The sequence below is a fragment of the Streptomyces millisiae genome, assembly GCF_031845425.1.
Classification (GTDB): domain Bacteria; phylum Actinomycetota; class Actinomycetes; order Streptomycetales; family Streptomycetaceae; genus Streptomyces; species Streptomyces millisiae.
On the sequence record NZ_JAVREM010000275.1, the window covers coordinates 1 to 463 of the forward strand.

Below are 463 nucleotides of genomic sequence, written 5' to 3' on the forward strand. Positions count from 1 at the left end.
GCCCAGCGGCCTAAGGCATCAGCGGTGACTCGATAGCTGCGTTTGGTACCTGGTGGCATATCAATCGTGTGCTTGCGCACCATGAACTTGCCGTTCTCATCCTCGAGGTCACTCCACATGCCGTGAAGGTGGATGGGGTGGGTCATCATGGTGTCGTTCACCAAGGTGATGCGCAGACGCTCGCCATACTTCAGGCGCAGTGGTTCGGCGTCAGAGAATTTGATGCCGTTGAACGACCACGAAAACTTCTCCATGTGACCGGTCAGGTGAAGCTCGATGGTGCGATTTGGCTCGCGGCCGTCAGGATCTTGGAAAGTGCTTTTCAAGTCGGAGTAAGTGAGCACTCGACGACCATTGTTCCGCAAGCCTATGCCAGGATCGTTCAGCTTTGGCGTTGGACTCATGGCTTGCATGTCAACCAAGGGATTGTTGGTTTCAGAGGCTGGGTGAGTCTGCATTCCTC

1 protein-coding gene is annotated in these 463 nt (G+C 55.1%); it reads right to left on the minus strand.

Annotation, left to right across the window (positions count from 1 at the left end):
- Positions 1–463, minus strand: a 463-nt coding sequence (locus RNC47_RS36645; RefSeq protein ID WP_311605187.1) for a multicopper oxidase domain-containing protein, incomplete at both ends; no start/stop codon positions are given.